This is a genomic window from Corynebacterium renale (assembly GCF_002563965.1).
GTDB lineage: Bacteria > Actinomycetota > Actinomycetes > Mycobacteriales > Mycobacteriaceae > Corynebacterium > Corynebacterium renale.
Genome location: NZ_PDJF01000001.1, coordinates 1,501,136 through 1,522,907 on the forward strand (window position 1 = coordinate 1,501,136; position 21,772 = coordinate 1,522,907).

Here is a 21,772-nt window from a genome sequence, read left to right on the forward strand (position 1 = left end):
GGATGGTGGCTACACTGTAGAAGTCATACCCCAACAGTTGAACGCAACGGAGGATTAGTGACTCACACAGTAGGAACAGTGCGCGCCCGCCTAGAAGAGGCTTACCCGCCCCACCTGGCCGAAAGCTGGGACAAAGTGGGACTCATCTGCGGAGATCCCGACGCTGAGGTGTCCAACGTCGCCTTTGCATTGGACTGCACCCAAGCGGTTGCCGACGAAGCCGTGCGCCTTGGTGTCGACATGCTCGTAGTACACCACCCGCTGCTCCTGCGCGGCACGTCTACGGTCGCAGCGGATACACCAAAAGGCAAGGTCCTCCACACCTTGATCCGCGGTGGGGTAGCGCTGTTCGCCGCCCACACGAATGCGGATTCTGCCCGCCCCGGCGTCAACGATGTCCTCGCGGAACTTGTCGGCATCACGCCAGGGCGGCCCATCGCCCCCAAGGATGATGACGGCTCCTCAGCACTAGACCAGTGGACTGTGAACGTGCCCGAGGACTCCGCGGACGTAGTCATGCAAGCAGCTTTCGCAGCCGGGGCAGGCGCAATCGGGGACTACTCGCACTGTGCCTTCACCCTCACCGGACATGGGCAATTCCTTCCCAAAGAGGGCGCACATCCGGCCGAAGGCGACGTCGGAAAGCTCTTTACTGGTGCAGAACAGCAAGTCCAGTTCGTGGCGCCGAGGACCAGCCGAGCACACGTGATTAAGGCGGTCCGTGGGGCGCATCCGTACGAAGAACCAGCGTTTTCCATCGTGGAGCTCGCTGCCGACCGCGAACGCGACCTGAGCAAGGCTTATGGACTGGGACGCGTGGGCGAATTGCCGGAACCGATGACCTTGCGTGCTTTTACCCAACAGGTCGCTGACGCCCTGCCCGAAACCGTGTGGGGAGTTCGCGCCGCCGGCGACCCTGGCCAAATGGTGCAGACTGTGGCGGTTGGTTCTGGATCCGGGGATAGCTTCCTCGATACCGTCACCAAGCTCGGGGTGGACGTGTACGTCACCTCGGACCTACGACACCACCCAGTCGACGAACACCTCCGCGCCGGAGGGCCCGCCGTCATCGATACCGCGCACTGGGCCAGCGAATTCCCCTGGACCACCCAAGCGGCGGGATTCGTCGCCGAACTCGGCGTAGGTACCCACATCATCGATATCCGCACCGACCCCTGGACCCTATCGGCACACCCACGTACCGCGCAGTAGAATAAAACGCCCCTCCGGCCCACCCGGACACCACATACAACCGTAGGAAAAGCCATGAAACTTGCCGAAAACCTGCAGCCAATTCTTCTCGAACTTTCCACCCTGGAACGTCGCCTAGCAACCGCAGGTGCCAAAACCACCGAAACCCCAGAGCAAGCCGAGCTCAACACCCTGCGCACCGAACTCGACCAGATGCGTAGCGCCGCTTCCGCAGCCCAGATGGCCGTTGATGATATGGAAAACGAGATCCTGCGCATCCAAGACGACGAGCGCAAACTCCGCGCCCGGGACCGCGACAACAAGGCCCAACTGGCTACCGAAACTGATGAAGAAAAGCGCAAGGACTTGCAGCACGACCGCTACGCCACCAAGTCCCGCATCGCTGACCTCATGGCTGAACTGATGGAAGCACACAATGAGGTCCACGCGCTACGCCAAAACCGCGATATCCATGGTGCGAAAATCTCTGACCTAGAGCGCAAGGTCGAGGTAGCTCAGCGTGCCGCTGAAGCCGCGTCCACACAAGAATCCGAAGATCCCCGCGCCCACGTGGCAGAACTCGAAGCACAACTACCCGACGACGTCGTGGAGGCCTACCACGAACAACGCGCCGTCAACGGGGTAGGAGTAGGCCTCTTCAACGGACGCACCTGCGGTTCCTGCCACATCGTCCTACCAGCAGCCGACCGCTCCGCCATCAACCTGGCGCCTGCCGACGAACTCCCCGAATGCCCAGACTGCGGTTCCTACCTGGTGCGAAAGGCCGTGTAAATGGACGTCTATAAAGACGCAGTCATCATCGAAGCCGACGGCGGCTCTCGCGGCAACCCAGGCATCGCCGGTTCCGGGACAGTCGTGTACACCGGAGACCACAAGAAGGTTCTCCGTGAAATAGCGTGGGTCTTCGCGGACAAAGTCACGAACAACGTTGCCGAATACCGGGGCCTGATTAACGGGCTGCGCGCTGCCGCTGAGCTGGGTGCACAGACCGTTACCGTATTCATGGACTCCAAGCTCGTCGTCGAGCAAATGTCCGGACGCTGGAAAATTAAACACCCCGATATGCAGAAACTGGCTCTCGAAGCCCGCGACCTCATGTCCGGCTTCCAGAAAGTCCACTTCGAATGGGTTCCCCGCAAGCGCAACGCCAAAGCAGACGCCCTAGCCAACGAAGCCATGGACGCTGCAGCCAAAGGAGCCCCTGAAGGACCCTTGGGTGGCGGGGAGACTGCCTCGGAAGAAAACCCAGGCCCGCAAGACGGCCTCTTCGAACCCACCGTCTCTGAGAACACCCAGGCAGCGCAACCATCCGACTTTTCCACGCAAACGGCGGAAAGCGTGCCAGTCACACGAATCATCGCGGTCCGCCACGGCCAAACCCCAAGTAGCGCGGCCAAACTCTACGCCGGTCACGACGACAAAGAACTCACAGACCACGGCCATGAACAAGCCCGTGTCCTTGCCAAAGATCTGGCGCGCCGGGAAACAATCGACGTGATTTTAAGTTCCCCGCTGGCGCGGGCCCGGCAAACCGCCAGGTACCTCAGCACAGCCACAGGCGTAGACGTCACCGTGGACGACGGCCTGCTCGAGATCGACTTTGGTACGTGGGACGGACTGAGCTTCCAGGAGGCCCGCGAACGGGACCCCGAACTTCATGAACGATGGACCACCGATACCGCAGTAAGTCCACCCGGCGGAGAATCCATCCAGGCGCTCCACCGCAGGGTTACCGCGTGGCGGAAAGAGGTCGTCGCACAGCATCCTGGAAAGACGGTGGCCGTGGTCACCCACGTACACCCCATCAAATCTCTTATCCGCCAAGGCCTAGGCTGTGGGCCGGAAGTATTCCGCAACCTTTTCCTCGACCTAGCCAGCTGGTCAATCATCGACTTCACCGGCGATTCTGGTGTGATCCGGGCAGTCAACCACGTCCCATACTTGGAGCCAAGCAGCAACAGCGAGTAAGGTTGCAGGCTGCGCATAAGTTGGCTGGGGCGTACGCGTTGGCCCGAACTACACCACTAGGTGCAAGCGGGCCACCGAGGAAAGTCCGGACTCCACACAGCACGGTGGTTGCTAACGGCAACCCGGGGTAACCCGCGGGAAAGTGCAACAGAAAGCAGACCGCCTCCCTTTCGCGGTAGGTGAGGGTGAAAGGGTGCGGTAAGAGCGCACCGGCATGCCAGGTGACTGGTGTGGCCAGGTAAACCCCACCGGGAGCAAGGCAACGAGGTGCACCACTGGTGCGCCGGGAGCGGACGTTAACGGCAGCTGGCCTAAGTCCGCAGGTAGCTGCTTGAGCCACCAAGCGATTGGTGGCCTAGATGGATGTCGCCCCAACCCACCTCAGGTGGGTGGACAGAATCCGGCTTATAGGCCAACTTATGCGCCCTTTTACGCTTTAACTTTAGGCTTCTGTAGCCCGCCATAACGTCGACAGTGTAGCTACTTTTGTGGCCTCAATGCCTGCGTCTGCTAGATAATCCAAGACCTCAGTAACGTTTTCGTTAGGCACTACCGCGGCAACAGTCCGCGACCTTCCGGGTGCTGCTGGACGTGCGCTATCTGCGCCCTGCTTGAGCAAGAGTTGCCCCAGCGGTATAGCGGTTCCCGCGATGCCGTAATCTGTGTTCAAAGCTTCCGTCGATGCGTTGATGAGCCTGCTGGCAGTGGGGAAATCCAACGCCCGAATTGCCGAGAGCAGAGTGGAGGCGCGTTCGGATTCACCGCCCCAAAAACGTAGCCACGCAGCAGCCTCGTGGGTGCTTGGCCATCCCTCGGGGCCTAAGACCTGGTGGTTTGCTTCGAGCCATTGGATGACTCGCGCGGTGGCGTCGGGAAGCAAGTTCACATAGTCGACCCCGAATGCGTGACTGGCCTTTGATACGAAACGCTGGCGGATGCGCTGCTGTTCAGCAGCTTCCTCCTCGGGGACATCCAAGAGACCGCCTTCAGGGCTGCGTGCTGCAACGAGTGAGAAATTGCGGCCAACCATTGACGGTGTTTGCGTCAACGCACCGTCTGCATGATTCATCACGCTCATGCCGGTGCCCTGCGAGCGCAACAACACATGATAAACACTGCACACGGCGGGGAATGCAGCAATGCTATCGGCAGCGCTGATGCAGGCCTCTGCCAACTTGAGGCGAATCGGTGGCTCGTTGCGGTCATTCAGTCGGCTAGCTGCAGCCACAGCGAACGCGGCATCCATCGCTGCGAGTTCATAGAAACCGGAACCCTGGGGCAGTTCGGAGACCACAGTGATGTTGAACCCTGTGGACTCACGACTCAGGACACCACGTTGCATGAGGTTCAGCGCCACCGCAGCAAGGCGCAACGCTAACCCGCCCTTCGGCATGGGCGGTTCAATCCGCTGACCGTGCTCGTCAGCGTGCGGGGACTGCTCCTGAATGGCGTGTGTCGCTTCCTTGAAGGTAGCGGACTCCGAGACCGTAGTGCCCTGAGTGCTGGAATCGCTTAACGACGCAGCAAAGCTTGCCGTTACCGCCACCGTTGAATCTTCCCGGGGGCTGGCTACTACGGCCACTCGTTGTTCGACGTGGTGCAGCAAGGCTAGGCCACCGAATGTGTCAATGTGTTCTCCAATAGTTACCCACACACCTGGTGCGTGCCCGCTGATCGTGCCTGGGGTGCCGTATGTTTCTTCGTGAATGTTGGCAGCACGTGTGAGGCAATCCGGGGTGGGGAACTCGTGTGACACAGGTATTTAATCCTTTACTGTATTGGCGTACAGGGGGAGCCGAATGCGTTGGCAATCTAGAGCGAGTCTAGCCGTTATACAAGTGGACGCTGCACTGGTTTCGGAGAAATAGGTATCGTGGATGGGGCGAACTTAATTTTTGTTGTGAAAATAAGGAGGCACTCGTGGCTGATAAAACAGAAGGCGCATGGTACTACGACCCTGAAACCGGCGAAGTTACCCAGGGCAAAGTCCGTGGTTGGGAAAACCGCATGGGGCCGTACGAGTCTAAGGAGGCCGCGTCCCAGGCATTAGAGCGTGCGGAGGCTCGTAATGAGGCTGCTGATGCAGCAGACGAAGCATGGGAAGATGAAGATTAACCTAGCGTGACACGTCGTGTGACGGAATCATGTGGTGGGCCCCTGACAGTGCAGTTCAGGGGCCCATATCTGTATCTGATCCCAAGGTGCGAGCGTAAGACGCTTAAGATTTCCGGACTGACTTGGTGAAACGTTTGTAGGCGGCGGCCACTTCTTGGGCGCGTTCTTCTGCGCCGGTGAGTAGATAAATTGCCGCGTGCCGGCAGGTTTCGTAGACCATGCCGTAGGAGAAGGTATCTTCCCGGTGGCGGTTAGCCTGGCGTGCGCGCTGCAAGACTGTGTTGCATGAATCGACGTAAGCCTGCGCTTGTTCAACTTCGTGCAACAGCTTGCGGGTTTGTTTGGTCAGTCGGCGTGCCTTGTAGGGAGTGACGGCGTCGGCAATGTTTGCGGACATGTATAGCCGTTGCGAAGCTTTACGCAGCTGGTTGACCGCGTGCTGCAATTCGTTTGGTGTAAGACCGGTGTTGTCCATGTCTTCGGTGACGCTTTCGATGAGACTCGAAAGATCGCGCCAGCTTCGCTTTACTGCGCGTACCGCAATCGCCACAGCTTTGCGACGCTCAGAACGGGACGGCACTGGAGGGTCTGCTAGGAAAGCGTCGATGTCGTCGAGCAAATCTAGGTATTGGGTTGATGTCAGCGCTACGTGAGCGCGGCGAGTTTCGCGGTCGCGACGGATGAGGGCGCCGTCTTTGAGGCGGTTGGCGGCAAAACTGTCGATCAGCCCCGTGGGGTTACCGAGCACAATTTCGTGCAGCAGGGTGTGCTCTAGGTCTGCTGCGACTGCTTTCTGACACGCATTGTTCAGTGCTTTAAGTTGGGCACGCAGGCTTGGGATGTTGTCAAGGCGGTCATCCCATGCATCGTGGGCGAAGAGATCGCGCAGCATGGAAAAGAGGAAGCGCAAATCTTTCGAGTTTTCGACGATAAGTTTCAGCGCGTCGAGCTCGCCAGCGCGGGCTTGTGCGTCAGCGGAGATGATGGCATCGCGGCGGTCCCGTAGTTGCTGCAACAGGATCGCGAATGCTTCGTCGGAGCGTTCTACTGGGCGCCATTCCAATGGCAATGCTGGTTCTGGAGCGGTGTCAACGGCTGTGCCCAAAGCTACCAAGAGTTTGGAGGGGAGCGCTGATGTGGTGGCCCCAGCGGCAAGGAGGATTTCTTCGGAGGTGTCTAATACCCGGTCGCCTCGGTGAGTACCGGCCAGCCCTGGGGCTAATTCGAGTTCCCACTCCCGCCACGATTTCTTGCGCCCGCCCTCGATAAGCGCCTTGGCTGTGACGCGGTCGTCACAGAAGAAAGCCAGTGGGGTGCCGTCGTCGGAGGTGAGGACAGATTCTCGTCGGGTGTTATCAATTGTGGCGATTGGTTTGAGTGGCTCTGTTCTAATAATGGCTTGGACTTCGCCTAGTAATTCTTTTGGCACGGTAAACGGTTGGTCGGGCGAAGTGTAGTCATCTTCGTTGAGATCAACTGCGATTTCTTGGCGGCCTGCTCCAGTGTCAGGAAGTTTGATGTGCCAGCCTTCGTCCTTGCCGCCAGTCCGGCGGCGAAGAGTAATTTTGGCGCGCGTCAAACGTAAATCGGCGGTATCGAAGTAGACCGCGTGGAGGGAAAACTTTTCCGTCGAAGCGACCGATGCAACGCCCGAAATGCGGGTCAGGTCAGGGACCACTGTTGAATCCTGGACGGCAAACTTCGTTTCCACTTCTACTGACGTAGTAGGCGTCACTGAACTGTCCTTTCGGCCTTTTATTTTCATGTGTCGATTGCTCTATTGTGCCACTTGTCGGGGCACACCCCGCGATGCTGGTAAGCGCTGTTGCTTGTGTGCTAACCATACCCCGGGCTCTAAGAAGTCTGCAGGGTTGGAAAGACTTCCTCAGCATGGTGAGCGGCGCGCTGTGACCGTGTGGCGATATCTTCAGCGATCTCCGGCAGGGTTTCAATGAGGGATAAGACGCCTTCGGCAAGCAAGGCTACGAACATGCGCGCATAATCTAGTGGCTGTGGGGGCGCTGTCTCTTCTCCTTCACCGTGGTCAACGAACTGTGCGTAATCCGTGAGGTCGGCGATGACGGGGCCGGCTGCAGCCAGAAGCATTCGCGTAAAGAGACAATCCTCGGAGGTGCCCACAAGCGCAGCTATCCCGGGAGCTGGCAGGTTGACAAGGCACACCTGGAAACATGCGGCGAATTCACCCGCGACAGCATCCCACTGTTCCTCGGGGTAGGCCAAGAATTCTGGTATGCGCAGACGCTCTACGACGACTGGCCCTGGGCCTACGTTTCGTGAGCCTAGGAGCAAGCCGTAGAGAGCGTAAAGACCTTCAAAATCATCAACCGTGCAGTGCAGAGAGTCGGGAAGAATCGGCTCAGTATGAGGTTGTAGGGCGTGGACTCCAGGGAGGATCAGCCAACGCTCGGGAAACTCTCGGGGATCGAAAGCGGGCTGGTTCGCCATGAGCGATGGGATCTCACTTTCCCATAGTTGAGCGATATGGGTATGCCCAAAGTCATACAGTCTTTGAGCAGTCTGTTGGACTATGGCAGGGGATAGGGTGAAACGGTGTGTCGCAAGATCTGTGGGCAACCACCCGTGTAGTGCGGCATTTATTGCTTTGTCGATGATAGAAAAATCTGGTGTGCAGTCTGTTGAATATTGGCGTGCAGTGAACGTGGGCATGGCAAGTATTCGACCAAGAACCTCAGATACGTCGCAGATTTACCACCCCCATGTGTTCGAAAAGAATTTCTAACTTCGCAGGTGGTCGTAGTTTTTTCTTAAAATGCATTGCCACCCCCGACATTGTGGGGATGAGGTGCGAGATTTTAGTGTTCGAACACATACTCTAGACGGTGTCTTGCTTGTGGTGTATACCTAGAAACCATGAACTTTGAACACGCGTACGCAGGGAGTTCCAGGGGTGCTTCCCACGTAAATACAGCCCTCCAGCAGGGTAAAACTCCTCTAAGCCCTCCAGCTACCTCTGTTACAGTAAATCCATGAACAGCCAACACGAGTTTGTCCTTCGCAGCGTGGAGGAACATGACGTCCGCTTTGTGCGCTTGTGGTTTACTGACATCCTAGGTTCGCTTAAGGCCATCATGATGTCTCCATCGGAGCTAGAGAGCGCTTTCGAAGAAGGTGTGGGGGTCGATGGCTCCTCGATCGAAGGTTTTGCCCGGCTGTCTGAGGCGGACACAATTGCACTCCCGGATCCGTCCACTTTCCAGATTATGCCTTTTGATGAGGATGATCCCACTATGCGTACGGCACGCATGTTCTGTGACATCTCGATGCCGGACGGCCAACCTTCCTGGGCTGATCCCCGCCACGTGCTGCGCCGCCAGGTGAACAAGGCCGCAGAACAAGGTTTTACTTGCATGATTTCGCCGGAAATTGAGTTCTACCTCTTTGATTCTGTGAAGGATGGGGCCACCGGAATTGAGCCAGTGCCCACCGACAACGGCGGATACTTTGATCAATCCACGCGCAACGCGGTACCCAAGTTCCGTCGTCAAGCGATGCGCGCCCTTGAGCAGATGGGTATTGCCACCGAATTCAGCCATCATGAGACCGCGCCGGGCCAGCAGGAGATTGATCTCCGGCACGCCGATGCCCTGACTATGGCAGACAACGTCATGACCTTCCGCTACGTGATTAAACAGGTAGCGTCCGCAAACAACGTGCTAGCTAGTTTTATGCCCAAGCCACTCCGTCACTACATGGGCTCAGGCATGCACTCGCACATTTCCTTGTTCGAGGGTGGGGTAAATGCATTCCACGACCCAGATGACGAAATTGCATTGTCAGAAACTGGGCGCCAGTTTGTAGCGGGCATCCTGCGCCATGCACCTGAACTTTCCGCTGTCACGAACCAGTGGGTCAACTCGTACAAGCGCATTGCATTCGGTGATGAAGCTCCGACTGCGGCGACGTGGGGTGTTTCAAATCGCTCTGCGATGGTCCGCGTCCCCATCTACCGGCTGCACAAAGAGGAGTCGCGTCGCATTGAAGTGCGCAGCATTGACACTGGATGCAACCCATATCTGACCTACGCAGTTCTACTTGGTGCAGGACTAAAGGGCATCCAAGAAGGCTACGAACTTCCCGAGCCAGCTGAGGATAACATTTCCGCACTGACGCGGCGGGAACGTCGTGCGCTCGGCTATGTTGACCTCCCTAATAGCTTAGATGCCGCACTACACCACTTAGAAGAATCGGAACTAATCGCCGATATCTTGGGCGAGCATGTCTACGAGTACTTCCTCCGTGCAAAATGGAGCCAATGGCGCGAATACCAGCAACAGATCACCCCATGGGAGATTGAAAGCACGCTCAAGTTCTAAACCCGTCCACTGGCCCCGATGCGCCTGATCTGAAGGAAACCCACCATGTTTGGTGCCGCACACCCCGCACGCTCTACTGTGCCTTCACCTGCGGTCTTAGGGCTCCACGACCCACGCGCTGCTGAAGATCTGGGCACAATCGGGTGGGACACCCCTGACTCCATCGACGTCCTATGGGCACTGTCTAATACGAGCAATCCTGACCAAGCGCTCAACGTTGTCCGTCGCCTGCACGAATCGCTAACCACCTGGGACGAACAAGAACCAGACGGATGGGACGAACTCAACACGGCCGTGCATGGCGACGTAGCACTGCGCATCCGATTCCTCGCTCTATGCGGCGGATCACGCGCGCTCGGAGACTTCTTAGCCGCACACCCGCACAGCTGGCGGGAATTGGACTTACCTTTGCCCACCGCAGCAGAGCTCATGCATGAGATGCTGGCCTGTATTCAAGCGCGCCCGGCCGCATTCAGCGATCCTGGACTCGATGCCGCAGACACTGCAACAGAACGCCTCGACACCGCGGGGACGTATCGCGCCGGGATCTCTGGGCCGGAAGCTATACGTGCTGTCAAGGAACGCTACACCACGCTCATCATGCGTATCGCGGCCTACGACCTCGCAGGCACATTCCCCGAAACGAAGCGCCATCAAGGTGGTAACGCTGTTGGGATTCGCACGATCACCGCGTTGCTTTCACATGCTGCTGACGCGGCCCTCACCGCAGCGCTGGCAGTCGCCATCACAAACGTCCTTCCCACCCGGGCAGGTGAGGATGGGCAACCGGAGCTACCGCTTCTCGACGACGCTCTCGCCATCATCGCCATGGGGAAATGTGGCGCCCAAGAACTGAACTACATCTCCGACGTCGACGTCATCTTCGTTGGTACCGATGCAAGCCCCACCATCACGCGCATCGCAGCTGAATTCTCCCGAGTGGCAACCCGGGCCTTCTTCGAAGTGGACGCCAATTTACGCCCGGAAGGCAAATCTGGTGCGCTCGTACGCACTGTGGAGTCTCATGTGGCTTACTACAAAAAATGGGCGCACACCTGGGAGTTCCAAGCCTTGCTCAAAGCCCGCCCCATGACTGGACACCTGCCGCTTGGGCAGGAGTATTACCAGGCGCTGAACCCGATGGTGTGGAATGCACGACGCCGACCTTCCTTCGTGGAAGATGTACAAGCCATGCGTCGCCGAGTCCTTGCGAATGTGCCCGAACGTGACCGTCAGCGTGAACTCAAGCTCGGGAAAGGGGGACTGCGTGACATTGAATTCGCCATCCAACTCCTGCAACTGGTGCACGGCAGCACTGATGAGGTCCTGCGCACGCCCGCAACTTTGGAGGCTCTCGATGCTCTTATCAGTGGGGGCTACGTCGGCCGTGAAGATGGCGCTGCACTAAGTAATGCCTACGAGTTCTTGCGCCTTGTTGAACACCGGCTTCAACTGCAGCGACTACGGCGCACCCACATGCTGCCGGAGCAAGAAGATAGGCAAGCGTGGGAATGGCTGGCAGCGGCCTGCGGATTCACTGCCCAGAAATCGCGCACTGACGTACAACAGTTACGTGAAACAATCCGGCGGGTCCAGCTGCACGTGTCGGAGTTGCATTCCAGCCTGTTCTACCGCCCGCTGCTCAAGACTGTCGCGAGCCTGGACACCACCGCGACAGGCTTGTCTAGTGAGTCCATGGAGACACAGTTGGCAGCACTGGGTTACAAGCACCCGGCGCGTGCGGTGCAACATCTTCACGCACTCGCTGCAGGAACCTCGCGTAAGGCCAAGATCCAGGCGATGCTTCTGCCTACGCTGATGAACTGGCTGGGAAATACTGCAGATCCTGACGCGGGTCTGCTCAACTACCGCAAGCTTTCCGAGGCGGCGTACGAAGAATCGTGGTTTCTTCGCCTCCTGCGCGACGAGGGAGTAGCAGGGCAGAGGCTGATGCACATTTTGGGTACTTCTCCCTATGCGTCAGGTCTCATTATTGCGGCGCCGGACGTCGTGAAGCAGTTGGGTGACGGCGCTCAAGGACCTAAACTGTTGGAAACATCGAGCAAACTGGTCGGCCATGCCTTGGTCAATTCCGCGCGGCGGCACCGTGACCCCGATAAAGCGATCGCAGTTGCACGTGGGCTGCGTCGCGCTGAACTGGCTCGCATCGCGTCTGCTGACCTCCTCGGGATGCGTGAAGTTACGCAAGTCTGCCTTGGGTTGTCCACAGTATGGGCTGCTGTCTTGCACGCTGCGCTTATGGCAGAATACGATGCCCGCACTCCCGAAGGCGGTGTTGCACCCGCGCACATAGCGGTCATCGGTATGGGGCGCCTCGGTGGTTTTGAATTGGGTTACGGCTCAGATGCCGACGTGATGTTTGTTGCTGAACCTACGGTAGAAAATCCTTCGGAAGAGGACACACATGCAGCCCTAGTGTGGGCCACCGAAGTGGTGGATAGTATGCGTTCGCGCCTGTCGCGGCCTTCCCAGGACCCGCCATTGGAAGTTGACGTAGGACTGCGTCCTGAAGGTCGAAGCGGGGCTATGGTGCGCACCGTTGCTTCATATGTGCGTTACTACACGCAATGGGGTGAGCCCTGGGAAAAGCAAGCCCTCTTGCGTGCGCACGCCATCGCGGGGAGCGAGGAGCTTGGCCAACAGTTTATTGAGGCCATCGATCCCATTCGCTACACCGAGGGTGGGGCAAGCGACCACGACGTAACCGAAGTGCGCCGCATGAAAGCCCGGGTGGATAACGAACGTTTACCTCGCGGAGCTGACCGCAACACCCACACCAAACTCGGCCGCGGCGGGCTGACAGACATTGAATGGACCGTGCAGCTACTCACGATGATGCATGGCCACACGCACCCCAACCTGCGGACACCATCAACGGTAGAGGCACTGCACGTTATTCGCGATGAGGAAATAATTGCGCCGAGTGAGGCTCAAACGCTTCTCGACGCCTGGTTGACCGCGACGCACGCCCGCAACGCACTGGTCCTTGTACGCGGAAAACGTACCGATCAGCTCCCCAGCCCCGGGCCCGCTTTAGCGCTCGTCGCGGCGGCATCCGGATGGGCGCCCGAAGAGTATCAGGAGTTCCTAGAGCATTACCTCAAAATCACGCGCCGGGCCCGCAAGGTCGTGGATAAGGTTTTCTGGGGAGAAACGGAGTACGACACCCGTCCCTAAAACTTCCTACACTAGGTGCCATGGAATTAAAGCTATCTCTTGACCTCAACGATGCGACTCTGCGCGATCTGCAACAGTTTGTCGCTACCGCAGAAAATGCTGGCGTCCAATCCGGCGCGCGTTTAAGCCTTGATGGAAGTGTCGTGCACCTGCACACCCACAGTGTGCAAGAAGCACTGCCGAAGTCCAGCACGTCCCACAAGGGCACCGACCCCACACCGACCTCGGAATTCCGTATCCCGGGTGTTGTTGGGGAGCAAGCTATCCGTTCTGTGATCGACATCCTCACCGGAAAGCAGGAACCACCCCGCTAGAGCGGCTAACGCGGGGGTTCCTGGTTGATAACACGAACCCCGGAACCGCCACGTCGGCGGCACCAAATCCAGAAAAGGATAAAACCTGCGAAGCTGATTATCCACAAGCACAGTGCAAGCAACCAGCCGTGGCGGAAGTCTAACCAGGTGTAGTTTCCGCCCACCGCAGAATGATCCATCGCGATGCCCATGACTTGGGCTCCTAGCATCGTGAAAACGAATCCGCCCATGTTGGCCACACCGGTGCCAGTAGCCATGACTGCTGTGTCGGTGTTTTCGCGGACGAAGTCGAAAGCAAAGCTGCTCATCGGCGTAATCGCTGCTTGTAAGGTGTTGACCACCATGATTGCGCCAATGGAACGTGGGGTTGCAGGCAGGAAGAAAATAATCCATGCAGCGGTTATGCCTAACATGCCGAAAAGAATCCACCACGCACGCTTATTACCCAATCGACTGGATAAAACCCCGTGCAGGGGGCTTGAAATAATGATGACCACAGTATTGAGAGTGAGCATCAACCCCGCTTGAGCCGATGAGCCACCCATTCCTAGGGTCACCAGCGGAACGCCCCACAATAAGGTGAGCAGGTTTTGGGTCATCATCGTCGAGTGGATGAAAAATCCTAACCAGCTAGCGGGATTCGAAATAACTAACGACAGGGAGCGTCCCAGCGGGATGCGTCGAACACCATCAGTAGGGTCCTCGGAGCGGGCTTCCTGCAATTCTTGCTCAACTATGGCTGGCTTATCGCGGACTAAGAAAATCGCAGCCAACGCGACGAAGAATAGCGACGACCCCAGTAGTAAGAACGAACGCGTCCACCCCTGATGATGCAGCAAGGCGATGAAGGGAACCGCAGATAGGAACTGGCCAATCTGGCCTAAGGCACCTGACATTTGGGAGAACACCGGTGCCTTCTTTGGCGGGAACCAGAGGGGCAGCAGGCGCATCACGGACAGAAACGTTGTAGCGTCGCCAGCACCAATCAATACTCGGGCAGCCACTGCGACCCCGAACGACGTGGTCACTGCGACGATAACTTGCCCGATTCCCATAATCAGGGCACCAGCGCACAGCATGAAGCGTGGTCCACGACGGTCGATGAGGATGCCCGCCGGAATCTGTGCAAGTGCATACACACCGACCTGCACGGCGGTAAACACTGCGATCCGTGAGGCGTCGATGGAAAATCGATCCATAGCTTCGACGCCCGCCACGCCGAGGGACGTACGTGAGAAGATCGCGGCGATATAGACGCAGACCGCAGCACTCCAGACAATCAGGGCGTGGCTAGTTACTTTTTCTCGCGGATCAGCATTCACGTATTCATAGGGTAGACCTGCTCGGCACAACCAACTGAGGCAGGGTGCCAAACACGCCCAATTGATATGACCTTACGCTGTCTCCAGAGACTAGGGGCGGAAATACCAGATAACTAGCCAAAAGTAGAAGGAATAACCATATCTAGTACGGTGAAAGAAGCGAAGCGAATTCCACGTGTGATGAGGAGTTTTAGAAAGTGCACACATCCCTCGTAGACCCCCCTCGAAGCCGCTGCTTGGTCACCCGAATCGGCGCAGTAGCTGCAGCCGGTGTACTCGCCCTGGGGGCGCTCACGGCTTGCTCAGAGGAACCCGCAACCACCCAGGAAACAACGAGCTCCACGAGCACTTCCACGGCAAGCGCAACGACCACCGAAGCGACGTCGACAAGCGCAGTCCGCACCGCCGCCACTGCTGAGGAACTCGCGCTTTCCGACGGCACAGGGTTCGGGTTCGCCACGTCGGATGCTCGGTGCGTGGTGGAATCGCCAGAGCGCGTTTTCTGCGAACTGGACTACGCACTCCCACCAACAGAGGTCAATGCGGAGCACCCGAACTTCCGCGGGCCACAGGACGGCACTGCTGTGTGGCCAGGCGAATTCGGGTTTAGGCCCGTGACACTTGCTGAAACGATTCCCGAAAATCTCCCGGAGCTGGAAGTCGGCGCAACCGTGGAACTCGCAGGTGTCACCGTCACGCGCCCAGCCGAGGCCGAACTCACAGTAGACAACGGAAGCCACTCCTTTACTTTCAACGACCGCACCTTCGAATCGGACACGTGGCACGGTTCCGGCGGATTCAACTCCGACCCCGTTGACACCGGCGCATCGTGCGCGCTTGCCAGTGCTCCGTCCAACGCCGTGGGGTGGTCTATCGTCGCCATCGCCGATGGCCTCAACTGCGACGACGCCCGCAAAGTCATCGACAGCTACGACGCAGTAGGGGACTCCGCGGCTGCCGACGGGCGCGTCGAGCGTGAAAACTGGGTATGCAAAGTTGGCCCAGGAACCAAGAGCAAGAGTGATGAGTCCGAGGACTCCCGTGGCATTCAATGCAAGATCAAGGGTGGCCAGTACTTCCTGACCATCCCGGGCAAGTCGAAACCGCAGGGCGCTTAAACCGCCACGACGTTTACGCCCCCGGGGCACGCGCGAGTGCGTGCCCCGGGGGTGCCCCTATGTGGCCTGGACATATTCGGTTGTCTGGGCCGTACAGTAAGGTAGGGCACGTGAAATACATTTCTACGCGTGATGCTTCCCGTACCCCAGCCTCCTTTACCGATATTCTCCTTGGCGGTCTCGCTCCCGACGGTGGCCTCTACATGCCTGAGGAATACCCACGCCTGGACGAGGACAGGCTTAACCACTTCCGTGACGTCTTGGATAAAGATGGCTACCCAGCTTTAGCAGCCGAGGTACTCGCGCTTTTTGTCGACGACATCCCTGTCGAAGATCTGCGCGCTATCACAGCGCGCGCTTATACCACCGACAAGTTTGCGCACCCAGACATCGTTCCAGTTACCGCGCTTGACGACGGCCTGTTTATTGGCCACCTGTCTGAAGGGCCTACGGCTGCATTCAAAGACATGGCGATGCAGCTTTTGGGCGAGCTTTTCGAATACGAACTGAAGCGTCGCGGCGAGGTACTTAACATTCTGGGCGCAACTTCCGGCGATACCGGTTCCGCCGCGGAATACGCCATGCGTGGACGAGACGGAATCCGCGTGTTCATGCTTACCCCACGAGGGCGCATGACACCTTTCCAGCAGGCCCAGATGTTCGGGCTTGATGACCCGAACATTTTCAACATCGCCCTCGACGGCGTTTTCGATGATTGCCAGGACGTAGTCAAGGCAGTGTCCGCCGATGCAGACTTTAAGAAGAACAACAGCATCGGAGCTGTGAACTCTATTAACTGGGCGCGTCTCATGGCCCAGATCGTGTACTACGTCTCCTCTTGGATTCGGGTGACTGAAAGCAACGATCAAAAGGTGAGCTTTAGCGTCCCCACCGGCAACTTTGGCGATATTTGTGCAGGCCACATCGCCCGCCAGATGGGACTTCCCATCGACCGGCTCATCGTCGCTACCAACGAAAACGACGTCCTCGACGAATTCTTCCGCACCGGGGAATACCGCCCGCGCAGCTCTGCGGAAACCGCAGAGACCTCCAGCCCGTCCATGGATATTTCGCGCGCCTCTAATTTCGAGCGCTTCATTTTTGACCTTTTGGATCGGGATGCGGAGCGCGTCGCAAAGCTCTTTGGCAAGGATGTAAAACAGGGTGGATTCTCGCTCGCCGACGACCCATCCTTCGCACACATTGCCACCGCTTACGGCTTTGCCTCCGGAAGTTCCACCCATGCTGATCGTCTGGCAACTATCCGCGACTGCTTCGAGCGTTTGGGTGTGATGCTCGACCCGCATACCGCCGATGGCGTACACGTGGCACGCGGATGGCGCGAACACATCGAGGGTCCCATCGTGTGCTTGGAAACCGCACTGCCTGTGAAGTTTGCTGGCACCATTGAGGAAGCCACAGGTCAGCAACCTGAGACGCCAGAGCGTTTCCGCAGCATCATGGAAGCAGACCGTCACGTCACAGATCTGCCCAACGATGCTGACACCGTGAAGCAGTTCATCACCGATTCCATCGCAGCAACTGAAGTATAAAAACGCCCACAACGAGGAGGAAGAATGGCACAAGAACGATTCGCCCCAATGGACTACTCGACCGAGTTCGATCCGGAAGCTTTTGCCCGCCAGATTAAGCAACAGGCTGCTCAGAAGGACGCCGAGAAAACCGATACGGACTCCGCAGAATCCGCAGGCGACGAGGCCTAAGTTATGGCGACACCCGAGTTCATCCTGAAGTTGCGCGAAAAGATCGGTCACGATCAACTGTGGCTGCCTGGCGTGACCGCTGTCGTGGTACGCGACGTACCCGAGGGCGCCCCGGCATGGGAGACTCCGAAAGTACTTCTGGTTAAGCGAGCGGACGACGGCCAGTGGACTCCCGTCACCGGGATCGTTGACCCAGACGAACAGCCACACGATGCCGCCGTTCGGGAAGTGTTCGAAGAGACCCGCGTCGAAGCCACAGTAGAGGCTCTCCTGGGAGTCGGGGCAGTGGGGCCGGTTGAGTACTCTAACGGCGACGTTAGCAGTTACGTGGACACCGCGTACCGGCTTTCCGTGACCGGCAACGCCGACGCGGTTGTTGGCGACGACGAATCCACCGAGGTCGGTTGGTTTGAAGTCGCGCAGCTCCCGCCGATGCAGCCACGATTCCGACTCGTCTGTGCTGACGCTGTCGCTCAGCTGCGCCACCCGGCCGGTTTCAAGCCACGCATGGGCTTCCATAAACGCCCACGCGATTAAGCACACCCCGAGCGGGACGCGGCTACTTACGCTAAAGTGCCCGTACACCTGCACGGTGTACGGGCACTGCTGTTTCTGGGTGTTTACGCCGAGACTCGGGCCCCACGAGGGCGGTTGAGAAGGTGCGCAATCCATATACCGACACCGATCACAGCAATCGCCACCGCTGTCCATGCCAGTGCACCGAAGGCGTGGAAGTAGTAACGCACCACGTAGCCGTACAGTTCTGAATCGTTCATAATCCCACCAACAACAAACGGTGCTGCGATGAGTTTGGCCACCGCCAGTACCGAACCACCGAGCAGCAGAACGGTGGACAGGATCGGCTGGAACGCCTTCGGATCCTTACCTCTAGCTGCGTAATTCAACACAACCCCCACGCCCGCGAGAATAAGGATCACGCCGAGCACCATGCAGATCAGATAGGTCAGCGGTTCAGCGTCGAAAGGGGAGCCGAATTCCACGATGTGGTGGTCCACCATGTGGGCGTCTGCAGTACTGTACTTGTCTAAAGCGGGACTCGTTGGGGCCATGTCCACAAGTGTACGTTACTTGCCAGCCTGAAATACTTGTTCCCACACAGCATCATCAATTTCGATCTGGTCGGGAAGTGGCGCGTGCATTCGGTCGCGCCCGGGGATGTAGACCTCGAAGTCGTCGTGAAGCAGCCCCAGTTGAGCAGACAGCTTATCGACGACCCCCTCCCCAAAAGCCCCAGGGTTGAGAACGAGGCTGAAAAGTCCCACAGACGGCGAACCGTTCGGAGACGTGGACGCTTCAGTCGACGAAACACCTCCGGCGAGCATTGCCAGCATTTCCGCGATGAGAGCAATATTGCCGCCACGCTGCCCGCCAAACGGTAGGAGGGCGCCCTCGACGGCGGCATCCGAAGATGTCGTGGGCTTGCCATTCTTGTCGACCGCCCAACCCTCAGGAAGATCTTGGCCGCGGGAAGCACGTTGGCGCACGGAGACGTACGCAGTGTTACTCATAGCTTGGTCAATGTTGAGTTCGCCGGGGATGCCAAAGGCGATTGGGTTAGTTCCGACGCTGCGCCGGCCATCTTTACCCAAGGCAATAAGCGCAGGCGAGTTAGTAGTCGTGAGGCTAATCATGCCGTGGCGCGAAAGTTCACGGGGATACCAGCCCAACTCGCCGGTGGTGTACGTGTTCGAAATGGCGCACACGGCAAGGCCCTGATCGCGTGCGGTGCCCAGTACGGTGTCTAAAGCTTGGTGGAAAGCAAACTGGGACAGGCCGTGGTCTGCATCCACGCGGATAACCGCCCCGTGAGCATGAATAGTGGGGTGTGGAGTTGGATTGATTCGGCCTTCATCCATGGCTTTCAGGTAATCCAACATGTGGAATGCGCCGTGACTCGTCTTACCAAAACGTTCAGCGTCCAGAAAGAATGCAGCCGAAGACTTCGCCTGCTCCGGACTCATCCCGTGGGCGGTCAGGGCAGCGTAGAAAGCGTTCGATGCTGTGGTTATAGGCACACGTACCAAGACGGATCCTTCCGGTTGCTTTACGTTAATGCGAACCAGAGTAGCAGTGCCGGTTGCAGATTGATGGGCAGCGGAGGGCTGAGGTGGATGAGTGTGGCGGGCAGCTAGGCCGGTCATGTATGTTTCAATACTGATATGCGTCGAAAACATTGAGAACAAGCTCGATTTCGAGATTCTCTGCTGCACGTAACGCGTCCTGGATAAAGGTAGTGATGTACCTAACCGGTGGCTCTCCCGAATGTGATGGTTGCGAGAAAGAGACCCTTTGATTGCGTGGCCCGCACACGGTCTGCCGTAAACCACGATGGCAGGCCGTGAGCCTTTCTTGATACCGCTGGCAACTCAGCGGCGTTGTAGGAGGTCTAGTTGCTCTGGGGAACCGCTTCGTGACTCTGTTTTGCTTTCCCTACTGACTTGTGCGTTGGTTACTCGAACACTCTCGACTTCAAGAAACTCTGCTTTCTCAGCGACACCACTGACCTCAAGAAGCACGCCACGACCGTGCGCTTCCAACGCCTTGTCGTAGTCTGATGCGTTGAGGTGGACGGTAAATACGCGCGTCCTGCGATCTCGTCCCGCACCTCGCATCTTGATCCGTCGTGAATCCGGTGCATCCCACTTGCGCATTAGTCCAATAACCTCCCCTGCAACAACCATTTTGGTGGGCTGCGGAGCAGCCTTTAGTGTTGCAATGCCGACTTCCACGGCCTCGATTAATGTTGGTTGGAGAACAACCGCTCCGCGGTACGGCTCGAGGGACGGTTCGTCAGCTCCGGTTTCAATAAATTCGACCGAGATTTCTGTGTCGTCCTGGCCAATTAGATCTTGGAAAGCCGATAGCATTTCGACGGACACTCCCTGGGTTACCGCCCATCCGAAAGCATCTGGGTTTTTGTCCTTACGGAATTCTTCGAGAACGTCCTTTGTTGCTTGTACAGAAGCAAACACCGTCTCAGTGACTTCGCGGGACGACACCTGGGAGTTTTTCTTCATCTTCGCGCTGTTGCTCATAGACAAGGCTACATTCGCAGGAACGAAGGCTTTGACAACGTAACTTCCTACTTCTGTTTGGCCCATGAGACATGAGTCAAGGTAGTTGTCGGCAATAACGTGGTTAGACCTCTGATACCAACGTTTGGGATCTTGGCTGACTCGGGCACCGGATTTCAGTACTTCTCCTAATCCTTTCAAAAGGCGTGTTCCCATACGCCAGTCGACGACACCATTTCGTACCGCCGGTCCGTCAGTCGACACGACGAACTTATCGAGGGAGCGTTGAATGCGAAGCTGGGAGGTCGCAAATTCTTCGACCACATTAACGGCGCTGAGGTCCGCCAACTCGGTTAGCGCCCGATGGATAATTCGCAGGAAGTCAGGTGCCTCGGGATTGTGGGGAAGGAAAACGCCAGCTTCTTCCCGAATAACCGTTGGTTCGAGCTTCGCTGTGGGGGAGGGGACCCACAGCGACATACGCGGATTGTTGCTGTTTTTTTGCTTAATCCAGGCTAGCTCGGTCAACGTCAGTTCGAGGGCTTTAATGCTCAGGGGTAAGTTATTCATAGTGCAAGCTTCCCTAGGCGGTATAGGGCAAAAAGCTCTACGAGTGCAGCGTCGTCGAAAACGTTACTTGTCGGAATATTGACGGTAACGTCACCGCCGTTAGCCGCATTGGACGGAACCGCGCCAGTGAGGTTGATCCAATAGTTGCGGGCTTTGAGTTGGGTGAGCGCCTCCTCATGGCTGACCCATTCGGCCATTTCCGGGTGAACGAGTTGGGCGACAAGGATTAGCGGCTCGTTCTTGCCCACGAAACGGTATTCGTCGTAGCGTTGCTTGGATACTTTTACTTTGACGAACCTGTCATTGACGCTGCCTTTTTCGGTGCATTTGAGTTGCAGGTTAATCGTTCTCCGATCACGAACGCCCTGTATCTCGTGGGTGACAGTGATGTCAATGCCGGAGTCGATTCTCTCGTTTTTTGCAACGCACCCTGCGGCTCCCGCGATAGCGCAGATAACGCCAGCCTGGAACTCTTCTTTGAGCTCTGCATAACGGGTGGGGCGACCGCGTCTCCACACTTCCTCGGACCCAGGTTTAACCTGCAATGCAGTCATGTTCGGAAATTTTAGTGAGTTTCTACGGGTTTAGCCAGAGTTCGAGTGAAAAAGGTGTTAACACAGTCGGTATATCGAAAACGTCGTCGGGTAGCGTCCTAATGCAGGCAAGTTTCGCCATGATAGTCGCTTCGTGATTCGCCACTAACAGTCGCAGCGATGGCTCGGAACACTCGCTTTACCAGACTAGGGAGGTGATGAAGGCTGCCGCGTCGTAGTCGGACTCGGCCACCATACGCTCGAAGAAAATCTGGTAGCGGTCAATATACTGCATACCGCGGAGAATT

Annotated in this window: 20 protein-coding genes and 1 other RNA gene; 12 read left to right on the forward strand and 9 right to left on the reverse strand. The window is 57.6% G+C overall.

Annotation, left to right across the window (positions count from 1 at the left end):
• The first annotated feature begins 57 nt into the window (after window positions 1-57).
• From ATK06_RS07075 to rnpB, 4 genes are all read left to right on the forward strand, one after another.
• Window positions 58-1,212 carry a Nif3-like dinuclear metal center hexameric protein gene (locus ATK06_RS07075; protein ID WP_048379455.1) on the forward strand — a complete coding sequence of 385 codons (1,155 nt, stop codon included), beginning with the start codon at window positions 58-60 and terminating at the stop codon, window positions 1,210-1,212.
• Window positions 1,213-1,266: 54 nt separating this feature from the next.
• Window positions 1,267-1,983, forward strand: coding sequence for a zinc ribbon domain-containing protein (locus ATK06_RS07080; protein ID WP_048379453.1), 717 nt, complete (start codon window positions 1,267-1,269; stop codon window positions 1,981-1,983).
• Window positions 1,984-3,180 (forward strand): bifunctional RNase H/acid phosphatase, encoded by a 1,197-nt coding sequence (locus ATK06_RS07085; protein WP_048379451.1) that lies wholly within the window; start codon window positions 1,984-1,986, stop codon window positions 3,178-3,180. It begins immediately after the preceding gene.
• A 16-nt stretch (window positions 3,181-3,196) separates the two neighbouring features.
• Window positions 3,197-3,604: RNase P RNA component class A (rnpB, locus tag ATK06_RS07090), an RNA gene on the forward strand.
• Between the two features lie 18 nt (window positions 3,605-3,622).
• Here rnpB and ATK06_RS07095 read toward each other — a convergent pair.
• Window positions 3,623-4,936, reverse strand: coding sequence for a galactokinase family protein (locus ATK06_RS07095; RefSeq protein WP_169916265.1), 1,314 nt, complete (start codon window positions 4,934-4,936; stop codon window positions 3,623-3,625).
• Between the two features lie 164 nt (window positions 4,937-5,100).
• Between ATK06_RS07095 and ATK06_RS07100 the strand changes: the two genes are divergently transcribed.
• A complete protein-coding gene (locus ATK06_RS07100; protein WP_048379448.1) occupies window positions 5,101-5,295 on the forward strand; it encodes a hypothetical protein in 195 nt (64 codons plus the stop codon).
• 103 nt (window positions 5,296-5,398) lie between these two features.
• Here ATK06_RS07100 and ATK06_RS07105 read toward each other — a convergent pair whose 3' ends face one another.
• Complete coding sequence (locus ATK06_RS07105; protein WP_169916267.1) at window positions 5,399-7,030, reverse strand: CYTH and CHAD domain-containing protein; 1,632 nt, start codon at window positions 7,028-7,030, stop codon at window positions 5,399-5,401.
• Window positions 7,031-7,149: 119 nt separating this feature from the next.
• Window positions 7,150-7,761 carry a hypothetical protein gene (locus ATK06_RS07110; protein WP_048379442.1) on the reverse strand — a complete coding sequence of 204 codons (612 nt, stop codon included), beginning with the start codon at window positions 7,759-7,761 and terminating at the stop codon, window positions 7,150-7,152.
• 542 nt (window positions 7,762-8,303) lie between these two features.
• Between ATK06_RS07110 and ATK06_RS07115 the strand changes: the two genes are divergently transcribed.
• From ATK06_RS07115 to ATK06_RS07125, 3 genes are read left to right on the forward strand one after another with little or no spacing between them, the layout of a single operon-like run.
• The gene (locus ATK06_RS07115; protein WP_098389091.1) at window positions 8,304-9,650 is read left to right on the forward strand and encodes a glutamine synthetase family protein; all 1,347 of its coding nucleotides are present in this window, start codon (window positions 8,304-8,306) and stop codon (window positions 9,648-9,650) included.
• A 45-nt stretch (window positions 9,651-9,695) separates the two neighbouring features.
• Window positions 9,696-12,848 carry a bifunctional [glutamine synthetase] adenylyltransferase/[glutamine synthetase]-adenylyl-L-tyrosine phosphorylase gene (locus tag ATK06_RS07120; RefSeq protein ID WP_098389092.1) on the forward strand — a complete coding sequence of 1,051 codons (3,153 nt, stop codon included), beginning with the start codon at window positions 9,696-9,698 and terminating at the stop codon, window positions 12,846-12,848.
• 20 nt (window positions 12,849-12,868) lie between these two features.
• Window positions 12,869-13,162: a hypothetical protein gene (locus ATK06_RS07125; protein ID WP_048379440.1), complete on the forward strand. Its 294-nt coding sequence runs from the start codon at window positions 12,869-12,871 to the stop codon at window positions 13,160-13,162.
• 5 nt (window positions 13,163-13,167) lie between these two features.
• On the opposite strand, the gene ATK06_RS07130 is transcribed toward ATK06_RS07125, so the two are convergent.
• Window positions 13,168-14,484 (reverse strand): MFS transporter, encoded by a 1,317-nt coding sequence (locus tag ATK06_RS07130; protein WP_231913520.1) that lies wholly within the window; start codon window positions 14,482-14,484, stop codon window positions 13,168-13,170.
• Window positions 14,485-14,720: 236 nt separating this feature from the next.
• On the opposite strand from ATK06_RS07130, the gene ATK06_RS07135 reads away from it, so the two are divergent.
• The 4 genes from ATK06_RS07135 to ATK06_RS07145 all read left to right on the forward strand — a co-directional run bounded on the left by ATK06_RS07135 (window position 14,721) and on the right by ATK06_RS07145 (window position 17,863).
• Window positions 14,721-15,602 (forward strand): hypothetical protein, encoded by an 882-nt coding sequence (locus ATK06_RS07135; RefSeq protein ID WP_143341406.1) that lies wholly within the window; start codon window positions 14,721-14,723, stop codon window positions 15,600-15,602.
• A gap of 110 nt (window positions 15,603-15,712) precedes the next feature.
• The gene (gene thrC / locus ATK06_RS07140; RefSeq protein ID WP_098389094.1) at window positions 15,713-17,155 is read left to right on the forward strand and encodes a threonine synthase; all 1,443 of its coding nucleotides are present in this window, start codon (window positions 15,713-15,715) and stop codon (window positions 17,153-17,155) included.
• Between the two features lie 24 nt (window positions 17,156-17,179).
• On the forward strand, window positions 17,180-17,326 hold the full coding sequence (locus tag ATK06_RS11245; RefSeq protein WP_169916269.1) for a hypothetical protein: 147 nt from the start codon (window positions 17,180-17,182) through the stop codon (window positions 17,324-17,326).
• Window positions 17,327-17,329: 3 nt separating this feature from the next.
• Complete coding sequence (locus tag ATK06_RS07145; RefSeq protein ID WP_048379436.1) at window positions 17,330-17,863, forward strand: NUDIX hydrolase; 534 nt, start codon at window positions 17,330-17,332, stop codon at window positions 17,861-17,863.
• A gap of 83 nt (window positions 17,864-17,946) precedes the next feature.
• On the opposite strand, the gene ATK06_RS07150 is transcribed toward ATK06_RS07145, so the two are convergent.
• The 5 genes from ATK06_RS07150 to ATK06_RS11450 form a co-directional block, all read right to left on the reverse strand.
• On the reverse strand, window positions 17,947-18,396 hold the full coding sequence (locus tag ATK06_RS07150; RefSeq protein WP_143341407.1) for a hypothetical protein: 450 nt from the start codon (window positions 18,394-18,396) through the stop codon (window positions 17,947-17,949).
• Between the two features lie 15 nt (window positions 18,397-18,411).
• Window positions 18,412-19,362: an Ldh family oxidoreductase gene (locus tag ATK06_RS07155; protein ID WP_231913519.1), complete on the reverse strand. Its 951-nt coding sequence runs from the start codon at window positions 19,360-19,362 to the stop codon at window positions 18,412-18,414.
• Between the two features lie 351 nt (window positions 19,363-19,713).
• Window positions 19,714-20,931: a hypothetical protein gene (locus ATK06_RS07160; RefSeq protein WP_098389096.1), complete on the reverse strand. Its 1,218-nt coding sequence runs from the start codon at window positions 20,929-20,931 to the stop codon at window positions 19,714-19,716.
• Window positions 20,928-21,485, reverse strand: a complete 558-nt coding sequence (locus ATK06_RS07165; protein ID WP_098389097.1) for a DUF4365 domain-containing protein — start codon at window positions 21,483-21,485, stop codon at window positions 20,928-20,930. The genes ATK06_RS07160 and ATK06_RS07165 overlap by 4 nt, the downstream gene beginning before the upstream one ends.
• A gap of 178 nt (window positions 21,486-21,663) precedes the next feature.
• Window positions 21,664-21,759, reverse strand: coding sequence for a PaeR7I family type II restriction endonuclease (locus ATK06_RS11450; protein ID WP_231913518.1), 96 nt, complete (start codon window positions 21,757-21,759; stop codon window positions 21,664-21,666).
• Window positions 21,760-21,772: the final 13 nt, after the last annotated feature.

Coding starts and splice junctions, on each gene's coding strand:
- ATK06_RS07115 (WP_098389091.1), top strand. CDS start 8,304: ATGAACAGCCAACACGAGTTTGTCCTTCGCAGCGTGGAGGAACATGAC.
- ATK06_RS07085 (WP_048379451.1), top strand. CDS start 1,984: ATGGACGTCTATAAAGACGCAGTCATCATCGAAGCCGACGGCGGCTCT.
- ATK06_RS07125 (WP_048379440.1), top strand. CDS start 12,869: ATGGAATTAAAGCTATCTCTTGACCTCAACGATGCGACTCTGCGCGAT.
- ATK06_RS07150 (WP_143341407.1), bottom strand. CDS start 18,396: ATGGCCCCAACGAGTCCCGCTTTAGACAAGTACAGTACTGCAGACGCC.
- ATK06_RS07160 (WP_098389096.1), bottom strand. CDS start 20,931: ATGAATAACTTACCCCTGAGCATTAAAGCCCTCGAACTGACGTTGACC.
- ATK06_RS07120 (WP_098389092.1), top strand. CDS start 9,696: ATGTTTGGTGCCGCACACCCCGCACGCTCTACTGTGCCTTCACCTGCG.
- ATK06_RS07145 (WP_048379436.1), top strand. CDS start 17,330: ATGGCGACACCCGAGTTCATCCTGAAGTTGCGCGAAAAGATCGGTCAC.
- ATK06_RS11245 (WP_169916269.1), top strand. CDS start 17,180: ATGGCACAAGAACGATTCGCCCCAATGGACTACTCGACCGAGTTCGAT.
- ATK06_RS07080 (WP_048379453.1), top strand. CDS start 1,267: ATGAAACTTGCCGAAAACCTGCAGCCAATTCTTCTCGAACTTTCCACC.
- ATK06_RS11450 (WP_231913518.1), bottom strand. CDS start 21,759: ATGCAGTATATTGACCGCTACCAGATTTTCTTCGAGCGTATGGTGGCC.
- ATK06_RS07165 (WP_098389097.1), bottom strand. CDS start 21,485: ATGACTGCATTGCAGGTTAAACCTGGGTCCGAGGAAGTGTGGAGACGC.
- ATK06_RS07110 (WP_048379442.1), bottom strand. CDS start 7,761: ATGGCGAACCAGCCCGCTTTCGATCCCCGAGAGTTTCCCGAGCGTTGG.